The 8,795-nt window shown below is 69.0% G+C and carries 7 protein-coding genes; 3 read left to right on the plus strand and 4 right to left on the minus strand.

The annotated features are described in order from the left end of the window. Positions 1–3: 3 nt before the first annotated feature. Both ACGFIF_RS21995 and paaN read right to left on the minus strand, forming a co-directional pair. Positions 4–1,380 carry a serine hydrolase domain-containing protein gene (locus ACGFIF_RS21995; RefSeq protein WP_393156777.1) on the minus strand — a complete coding sequence of 459 codons (1,377 nt, stop codon included), beginning with the start codon at positions 1,378–1,380 and terminating at the stop codon, positions 4–6. Then, the gene (paaN, locus tag ACGFIF_RS22000) at positions 1,373–3,040 is read right to left on the minus strand and encodes a phenylacetic acid degradation protein PaaN (protein ID WP_393156778.1); all 1,668 of its coding nucleotides are present in this window, start codon (positions 3,038–3,040) and stop codon (positions 1,373–1,375) included. Before paaN ends, ACGFIF_RS21995 begins: the two co-directional genes overlap by 8 nt. A gap of 99 nt (positions 3,041–3,139) precedes the next feature. Between paaN and paaI the strand changes: the two genes are divergently transcribed. The 3 genes from paaI to paaK are packed head-to-tail and all read left to right on the plus strand — an operon-like array spanning position 3,140 to position 6,084. Then, complete coding sequence (gene paaI, locus ACGFIF_RS22005; RefSeq protein WP_393156780.1) at positions 3,140–3,571, plus strand: hydroxyphenylacetyl-CoA thioesterase PaaI; 432 nt, start codon at positions 3,140–3,142, stop codon at positions 3,569–3,571. Next, positions 3,568–4,773 carry a 3-oxoadipyl-CoA thiolase gene (gene pcaF / locus ACGFIF_RS22010; RefSeq protein ID WP_393156782.1) on the plus strand — a complete coding sequence of 402 codons (1,206 nt, stop codon included), beginning with the start codon at positions 3,568–3,570 and terminating at the stop codon, positions 4,771–4,773. Before paaI ends, pcaF begins: the two co-directional genes overlap by 4 nt. Positions 4,774–4,785: 12 nt before the next feature. Further along, entirely contained in the window at positions 4,786–6,084 is a 1,299-nt protein-coding gene (paaK, locus tag ACGFIF_RS22015; RefSeq protein ID WP_393156783.1) for a phenylacetate--CoA ligase PaaK, read from the plus strand. 541 nt (positions 6,085–6,625) lie between these two features. On the opposite strand, the gene ACGFIF_RS22020 is transcribed toward paaK, so the two are convergent. Next, a complete protein-coding gene (locus tag ACGFIF_RS22020) occupies positions 6,626–6,775 on the minus strand; it encodes a hypothetical protein (protein WP_393156784.1) in 150 nt (49 codons plus the stop codon). Positions 6,776–7,075: 300 nt separating this feature from the next. Next, on the minus strand, positions 7,076–8,521 hold the full coding sequence (locus tag ACGFIF_RS22025; RefSeq protein ID WP_393156785.1) for a DUF222 domain-containing protein: 1,446 nt from the start codon (positions 8,519–8,521) through the stop codon (positions 7,076–7,078). Positions 8,522–8,795: the final 274 nt, after the last annotated feature.

An 8,795-nucleotide genomic window follows, 5' to 3' on the forward strand; every position in this document is an offset into this window, starting at 1 on the left:
TACTTACTCCACGGTGAGGCGAGGCGGGAGGGTGAAGCGGTCGATCGGGTGGGCGAGGAGGCCGCTGGAGCCGCGGACGGTCTCCACCCGGCCGTCGGCGTCGAAGGTGAAACGGTACGACTCGCCGTACGAGCCGTAGCCGGAGCCGCCCGCGACGCGGAGGTAGTCGCCGTCCGGTTCGAGTGGGGTGGGTTCGGCGGCGGGGTCCGCGGCGGTCGGGTCGAGCGCGTACAGGCGACCGCCGAGCAGCGCGATGTCGGTGACACCCCACAGGTTCGCGTAGCGCCCGGTGAAGCGGGCGTCCGCCGACCCGCGGTCCTTCGACGCGGCCAGGTCGATCAGCTTCAGCGCGGCCTCGGCGAACTGGGCGGCCGGGCCGTCGATCGCGTTGGTGAGGACCGACACGGCCAGCCGGCGCTCGCCGTCGACGAATGTCTTGGTGATGTGTCCCGGATACCCGCCGGCGTGCCCGAACACCTCTCGCTTGCCGACCTTCGTCACCTGCAGACCGAGTGCGTACCGCGGCCCGTCCTCCTCGCCGGTCTTCCACAGCGGATGCTGCATCTCGCGCTTCGACTTGTCCGTCAGCAGCCGGTCGTCGCCGGGCAGGTGGGCGGAGAAGTAGGTCACCAGATCACGGGCGTTGCCGAAGAACCCGGTCGCCGACGCGAGTGCCCGGGTGTCGACGTGATCGATCGGGATCCGCTCGGCGGCGTACGAGAGGGCGCTGTACCCGGCGGCGTACTCGCTGCTGCGCGCCGGATCCAGCTCCGGACCGAGCCCGGACAGCCCGAGCTTGTCCACGATCGCGGTCTGCACATAGGAGTTGTACGACGTCCCGGCCGCCGCCTCGACCACGAGTCCGAGCAGTCCGTAGCCGATGTTCGAGTACTTGAAGCGATCGTTTTCCGGCAGCACGGCGGACGACTCGTGCCGCAGTACCTCCAGCAACTGGTCCCGGTCCGGGAAGCCCTTCGCGAGCTGCCACCAGTCCGCGTCCAGGCTGTCCCGGGTGATCCCGCCGGCGTGCGCCAGCAGGTCCCGCACGGTCCGCTCACCCAGCGGCGTACCGACGATCTCGGTGACGTGCTGCCCCGCCTTGTCGTCCAGCCGGAGCCGGCCCTGCTCGACCAGCTGGAACACGGCTGTCGCGGTGAACGTCTTGGAATGCGACGCGATCCGGAACAGGTGCCGCTCGGTCAGCGGTACGGCGTTCTCGACGTCCGCCAGCCCGTACGCCGCGGAGAAGGCGATCCCGTCCGCGGCGAACACGGCGGCCTGGACCCCCGGCACCCGCTGATAGCGCTGGTTGAACGCCAGCCAGCTGTCGTAGTAGGCGAGAACCTCGCGCAGGTCATCCGGATCCAGAGCGTCAGACATGACGCCTAGATTGAATGACGCGGAAGCGACTCGCAACGTAAGCGCCGTCGGTGTATGTCGCGTTGGCGGCCGGATTCGCGCCGGTGCCGTGGAAATCGCTGAAAGCAGCCGATTGATTGACGAACACCTGGCCGGTCAGATTCTCCGACAGCGCGACCCCGGCATCCAGCGCCGCGTCGCGCGCCTCGTCCAGAATCTTGGCGTCCGTGGAGTAGATCCCGGCGGTCATCGCGCCGCCGTCGGTGACGGTCTTGCGGAACAGGTCGATCGACTCGGTGGTGTCGGCGGTCTTGACCAGGAACGACACTGGCCCGAAGCACTCGCGCCCGTACACCTCTTCGTCCTTGGCGTCGATCGCGAGCAGCAGCGGCGTCCGCACCACCGCGTCCGGGAAGGCCGGGTGCTGGATCGCCCGGGACTCCAGCACGACGTCGCCGTACTCCGGGGCGAGCTCGAGCCGGCTGATCACGGCCTGGTTGACGATGCCGCCGAGGATCTCGACCGCGCGGGCGTCGTCGCCGAGCAGCTTGCCCATCGCGCCGGCGATCCCGGCGCCGACCTCCTCGAAGGACTTGTGGCCCTCGTCGGTCTCGATCCCGCCGGCCGGCACGAACAGGTTCTGGGTGGTCGTGCACATCTGGCCGGAGTACAGGCTCAGGGTGAAGGCGAGGTTGTTGGAGAGCGCCTTGAACGCGTCCGTCGAGTCGATGATGACCGCGTTCACACCGGCCTTCTCGGTGAACACGGTCGCCTGGGTCGCGTTCTGCTCCAGCCACTCACCGAACTCGCTCCCGCCGGTGAAGTCGATCAGCTTCACCTCGGGCCGGGTCGCCAGCGGCTTGGCCAGGCCATCACCGGCCCGCTCAGCGGCGAGCGTCACCAGGTTCGGGTCGAAGCCGGCCTCGGCGAGCACCTCGCGGCACACCTCGACGGTGATCGCCAGCGGCAGGACAGCGAGCGGGTGCGGCTTCACCACCACGGCGTTACCGGTGACGAGGGACGCGAACAGACCGGGCCAGGAGTTCCAGGTCGGGAAGGTGTTGCAGCCGATCACCAGCGCGACGCCGCGGCCGGTGACGGTGAACGTCTTCTCCATCCGGATCGGGTCACCCTTGGCCGGCTTCTCCCAGGTCGCCTCGGCCGGGTAGCGGTTCATCTCCTCGTACGCGTACGCGACGGCCTCCAGCGCCCTGTCCAGCGCGTGTGCGCCGCCGGCCTGGAACGCCATCACGAACGCTTGGCCGCTGGTGTGCTGGACCGCGTTGGCCAGCTCGAAGACGCGCTTGTGCAGCCGGGCGAGGATCTCCAGCGTGACCCCGGTCCGGCCGTCGATCCCGGCCTTCCGCCAGTTCTTGAGCCCGGCTTGTGCGGCCGTGAGCAGGTCGTCGAGGCCGTCCTCGACGACCCGCGGGTACTCGATGTCCAGCGTGATCCCGAACGGCGAGTGCTCGGTGACGACCGTGCCGCGTGACCCCGGGGTCTCCAGCGGGAACGTCGTACCGAGGTAGCGCTCGAACGCGGCCTTGCCGTCGGCGGCCGCGGTCTCGCCGTACACCCGCGGGCTGGGCGACTCCGGGAAGGCGGAGTGGTAGCCGCGGCCACGGATCGCCTTCAAGGCGTCGTCGAGGCGCTCGCGGTGGGTCGCCAGCCAGTCGGTCATGGGTCCTCCAAGCTCGGGGTCTGCGTCTGTGATGTTACAGTCGTTGGCGCGACCGGGGATAGAGTGTCACAAGCCTTCTTCTCGATAGGGCAATTGCGTATGGCTGACGACTTGGCGGCCCGGGTGGCCGCGGCGATGTGGGCGGAGGACACCGCCAGCGCCGGCCTGGGGATGCGGCTGGTCGAGGTCGGCGAGGGCCGGGCCCGGGTCGAGATGCCGGTGCGCGAGGACATGGTGAACGGGCACGGTATCGCGCATGGTGGATTCGTGTTCAGTCTGGCCGACTCCGCGTTCGCGTTCGCGTGCAACTCCCGGAACCGGGTCACCGTCGCGCAGACCTGCGACATCGTCTTCGTCGCCCCGGCCAAGCGCGGCGACGTACTCGTCGCCGAGGCCCGCGAGCGGACGTCGTACGGCCGGAACGCGATCTACGACGTGACGGTCCGGCGCGGTGACGAGGTGATCGCCGAGTTCCGCGGCCGCAGCCGCCAGTTGTCCGGCACGATCATTCCTTCGGAGGACGAGTCATGACCCGAGTAGCGTTCTTGGTGGATGGTGTGCGGACGCCGATCGGGCGGTACGGCGGTGCGCTCGCGGCGGTCCGACCCGACGACCTGGCCGCGCATGCGGTGTCGTCTCTGCTGGCCCGGGTTTCCTCTCTTGACCCTTCGCTGATCGATGACGTGATCCTCGGCTGTGCGAACCAGGCCGGCGAGGACAACCGGAACGTGGCCCGGATGGCGGTGCTGCTGGCCGGACTCCCCGACTCGGTGCCCGGTACGACGATCAACCGGCTGTGCGGATCGGGACTAGACGCGGTCGCCTCGGCGGCCCGCTCGATCATTGCCGGGGACAACGAGATCGTCGTGGCCGGTGGGGTCGAGTCGATGTCGCGGGCGCCCTTTGTGATGCCTAAGGCAACGACTGCGTTCTCCCGGCAGGCGGAGATCTTCGACACCACGATCGGGTGGCGGTTCGTGAACCCGGTGCTGCAGCGGCAGTACGGGATCGACTCGATGCCGGAGACGGCCGAGAACGTGGCAGCCGACTTCGGGATCAGCCGGAAGGACCAGGACCTGTTCGCGCTCCGCAGCCAGCAGCGCGCCGCCAAGGCGCAGGCGAACGGTCGGCTGGCCGAAGAGATCGTGCCGGTGGAAGTGCCGGGCAAGCGCGGAGCGGTCACCGTCGTCGAGGTCGACGAGCATCCGCGGGAGACCTCGCTCGAAGCCCTCGCCGGTCTGAAGACGCCGTTCCGTTCGCCCGGGACTGTCACCGCGGGGAATGCGTCGGGGGTCAATGACGGCGCGGCCGCGTTGCTGGTGATGAGCGGTGCAGCTGTCGAGCGGCTCGGGGTCACACCACTGGCCCGGATCGTCGGCACGGCGGCCGCCGGGGTGCCGCCGCGGATCATGGGAATCGGGCCGGCGCCCGCTACCCGCAAGCTTCTCGACCGCACCGGTGTCACGCTGGCCGACGTCGGCGTGATCGAGCTGAATGAAGCCTTCGCCTCACAGTCCCTGGCAGTACTGCGCGAGCTCGGCCTCCCCGACGACGCCGAACACGTGAACCCGAACGGCGGCGCCATCGCCCTCGGCCACCCCCTGGGGATGTCCGGCGCCCGCCTCGCTCTCACCGCCGCCCTGGAGCTTCGCCACCGCGACGCCGGGTATGCGCTGGCAACCATGTGCATAGGAGTCGGTCAGGGCATCGCGACCCTGCTCGCCCGCCCCTGATCGGGAGATCTGATGCTTGGCGAACCTTGTCCCGAGGAACTGCGTGACGCCGGCGAACGGCTGTCCGTCGACGAGCTCCGGTCCCGCCAGCTGTCGTTGCTCCAGTCGACGATCTCGTCGGCATACTCGCACGTTCCGCACTATCGAGCGGCCTTGGACAGCGTGGGCTTCGCGCCCGGCGATCTGCAGTCTTTGTCGGACCTGAGCCGATTGCCGTTCACCGCGAAGGCGGATCTGCGGGAGAACTACCCGTTCGGGATGTTCGCCGTACCGCGGTCTGAGGTGGTGCGGGTGCACGCTTCCTCGGGTACGACGGGCCGACCGACGGTGGTCGGGTACACGCGTCGCGATCTCGACAACTGGGCTGACCTGATGGCCCGATCGATCCGGGCAGCCGGTGGGCGTGCCGGCGATGTGTGCCATGTTGCCTACGGCTACGGGTTGTTCACCGGCGGACTGGGCGCGCACTACGGCGCCGAGCGGCTCGGGTGCACCGTCGTACCCGTGTCCGGCGGGATGACCGAGCGGCAGGTCGACCTGATCCGCGACTTCGGCGCCCGGATCATCATGGTCACCCCGTCGTACTTCCTCGCCATCGTGGACGAGATGGAGGCGCGCGGACTGGACCCGCGCGACACCTCACTGCAGATCGGCATCTTCGGCGCCGAACCATGGACCGAGCAGATGCGCGCCGAGGTGGAACAGCGGACCGGCATGCACGCGGTCGACATCTACGGCCTGTCCGAGGTGATGGGACCGGGCGTCGCGCAGGAGTGCGTGGAGACCAAGGACGGCCTGCACATCTGGGAGGACCACTTCTACCCGGAGATCATCGACCCGGTCACCGGCGAAGTCCTTCCGGACGGCTCCGTCGGCGAACTGGTCTTCACCACTCTCACCAAGGAAGCCTTCCCAGTCCTGCGCTATCGCACCCGGGACCTGACCCGGCTACTGCCAGGCACCGCGCGACCCGGGATGCGCCGGATGGAGAAGATCACCGGCCGCACCGACGACATGATGATCGTCCGCGGCGTCAACGTCTTCCCGACCCAGATCGAAGAACAGATCCTCCTCGTCGAAGGCTTGACCCCGCACTACCTCTGCATCCTCACCCGCCCCGGCCGCCTCGACGAACTCACCGTCCAAGTCGAAGCCGCCCCCGACCTCACCGACCGCCCCACCGCCGCAGCCACCCTCTCCCGCCACATCAAAGACCGCGTCGGCGTCACCGCCTCGGTCGAGGTCCTCGACCCCCACGCCCTAGAACGCTCCCTAGGCAAAGCCAAACGCATCAAGGACAACCGCAGGTAGAGCCCACGCGTGCGACGCAGCCGCTCCTCGCGCCCACTACGCGCGCTCCCACCCACCCGGACCTTCCTTGCGGCTGTCGCCGCGCCATGCAGATGTCGCCGCGCCTTACGGGCTCCTCCGTCGCGCGCGACCGACTACCCGGCTCCCCTTGTCCGCAAGGCAGCTGACCTCCCTCCAACCACCACCTGCGGAATGACCCCATCGCTCAGAACTCAGCAGACCCGCACGGTCCTACGGCAGATCCATCCCTCGACTATCTAGAACCGGACGGCCGAGCCACCACGTCGCCTGCGTACAAGCCCAGATCAGAGCGGCGCGGGTGTGGGGTGTGCCAGGGGCGGGCGGCTCGGAGCCACCACATCCCGCCGCCCCGACACCCCCCGCGGAGCCCGCTCCGTCTGCCTCAGGCTCCGAGCCGGAGTACTCGCGGACATGGAAGGTGTGGCCGAGTGTGTCAGGTCTTGATCTCCCCGGCCGGCCACGTCAGCCAGAACTCACGGAGATTCGCTGCGAGCGGCCGCGCTTCCTGCTCGATCGGCGACTAGGTGTAGATGGTGGGTGCGCCGGCCAGCGCGACGCAGAACGGTCTTCCAGAGCCGTCGTCGCCGAAGCCGAGCCACTTCCGGCGAGCCTCGGACTCCCATCCGTACCAGGCTTCAAGGTTCCAGTCCGCATTTCCCCAAGTCGCCACATGACGAACCATCTGCCCGGCTTGTCAAAGATGCGGTCCGCCGCCTCATACAGTCCCCTCAACTCAGTTGGGAACTTGATTCCGAGCCAACGCTCGACGGCTGCGATCTCGCCGGGGCCGGCGGGTGGCTGCAACTCCAGGCGGCTGTCATCAGCCCGCAGGATTTGTCGCCAGTCGACCCCGTTCATGGCGGGCACCTCCTCACGCCGGCCCATGCCGGTAGTCACCGGTACAGCCCACCCGAGAGAGCTGAGATCCGGATCGTCGAACGTCGCCGTACCTGGCGGAGCGGCTGGGTCCTCAGGGTGGACAGTCGGGGTGTTGAGGGTGGTTTGTTCTGGTGGTGCCGGTGGGGGTGACGTGGTAGGTGAAGCCGTGGGGTGTGGTCCATTCGAGGGTGGTTCGGTCGACGCGCCGGACATTCCAGCCGGGGGCGTGGGTTTTGACCCTGTGGCTGCGGCGGCCCAGGGGTGCGAGGTTGGTGGTGTTGGTTTGGCCTGGTGGGCCGAGGGGGTTGTAGGGCTGGATGTGGTCGAGGTCGATGGTGTGGTTGGTTTCGCGGTTGCCGTAGGGGAACAGTTCGATGGGGTGGGTGAGTTTGACGCGTTCGCGGATGCGGCCGGGGATTTCGTAGGCGTCGACGCTGATGGCGTCGTTGAGGTCGATGACGGGTTTGACTACGTAGGGGCCGTGGCCGATGAGTTCGGTCAACTGGGATGCGAGCAGGGGGCCGATGCCTTCGACGCGCAGGACGCCGGTGCCGGTGGCCAGGGTGTGGTCGGTGAGGTGCACGTAGATCTCGGTCTTGCCCGGGCGCAGCCGGCCACCGGATGGGGTGCTGCGGGCGCCGTTCGGGGTGCTGCGGGCGTCGCCGTCGGCATCGCGTGCGTGGCCGTGGGCAGCGTGCGCATCACCGCGGGTGGCGTGTCGATGGGTGTGGGCACTCTGTTTGATGCGGGCTAGGCGTGTGTTTAGGGCGCGTTCGGCGTCTGGGGTGAGGGGTTCGCCGGCGTCGGGGTCGATGTGGGGGTCGGGCCAGATGGTTTCGACCGGGTCGGTGGGTGGGGTGTCGAGGGGGTCGGGGTGGTCGGTGTTGCTGGGGTGGGGGGCGTCGCGGTCGGCCTCATCGTCGTCCACCGTCGTCGGGGCCGGTGAGCACGCGGCGTTGCGGGCTTGGAGGAGGAGGTGTTCGGTGTAGGCGGGGTCGGCGATGATGCCGATGGCTTTGGCGCGGCGGGTGCGTTGGTTGGTGGTGTCGCCGAGGGCTTTGAGGGCTTCGGCGATGCTGGCGATGGTGGCGTCGAAGCGGATGACGTCGCCGGTGGCGGCGCGGATGTAGATGGTTTTGGTGCCGTGGTCGTCGGAGCGGGCGACGTAGACGCCGCGTTCGCGGGCTTTCTGTTCGGCCTCGGCGCGGGCGGTGGCGGGGTCGGCGTGGGCTTTGGCGGCCGTGACGATGGTGTCGAGGCGGTGCGGGGTGACGGTGTCGACGATGCGGGCCAGGCGCCGGTCGACGGCCGCGGCGGCGTCGCGGGACAGGTCGAGGCAGGCGGTGGCGATTCTGGCGGCGCGCCAGGGGGTGGCGGTGCCGGCCTGGACCTTGGCCCAGATGTGGGGGAGGCGGTGGCGCAGGGCCAGTGCTTGGCCGAGGTAGGCCGCGGCGGCGCCGGTGGACATGCCGAGGACGGCGCCGAACTCGGCGGGGGCGAATTCGGCGATCTCGGGGCAGCCGTCGCCGCCGAGCACGATGCTGCGTTCGCGGCCGTCACGGCCGTCGCGGCTGCGGCGGCCGGGGCGGTTCGGGCAAACGGTGGGGTGGTGGCGGTCGGCGTAGAGCTGGGCGTGTTCGAGGAGGCGGACTTCGGCGCGGTTGGCCTCGGCGCGGTGGTCGGCGGCCGATTCGAGTAGGTCGGCGGTCGACAGCGTGTCATGTCGCAGGACATCGGTGACGGTTCTGCATCAGGACATCGGTGACATTCTGAGGGTTCTTGGTGGTGACACTTCCGCACTGAGGCTCGGG

Origin of the sequence: Kribbella sp. NPDC049174 (assembly GCF_043197365.1) — a bacterium.
GTDB lineage: Bacteria > Actinomycetota > Actinomycetes > Propionibacteriales > Kribbellaceae > Kribbella.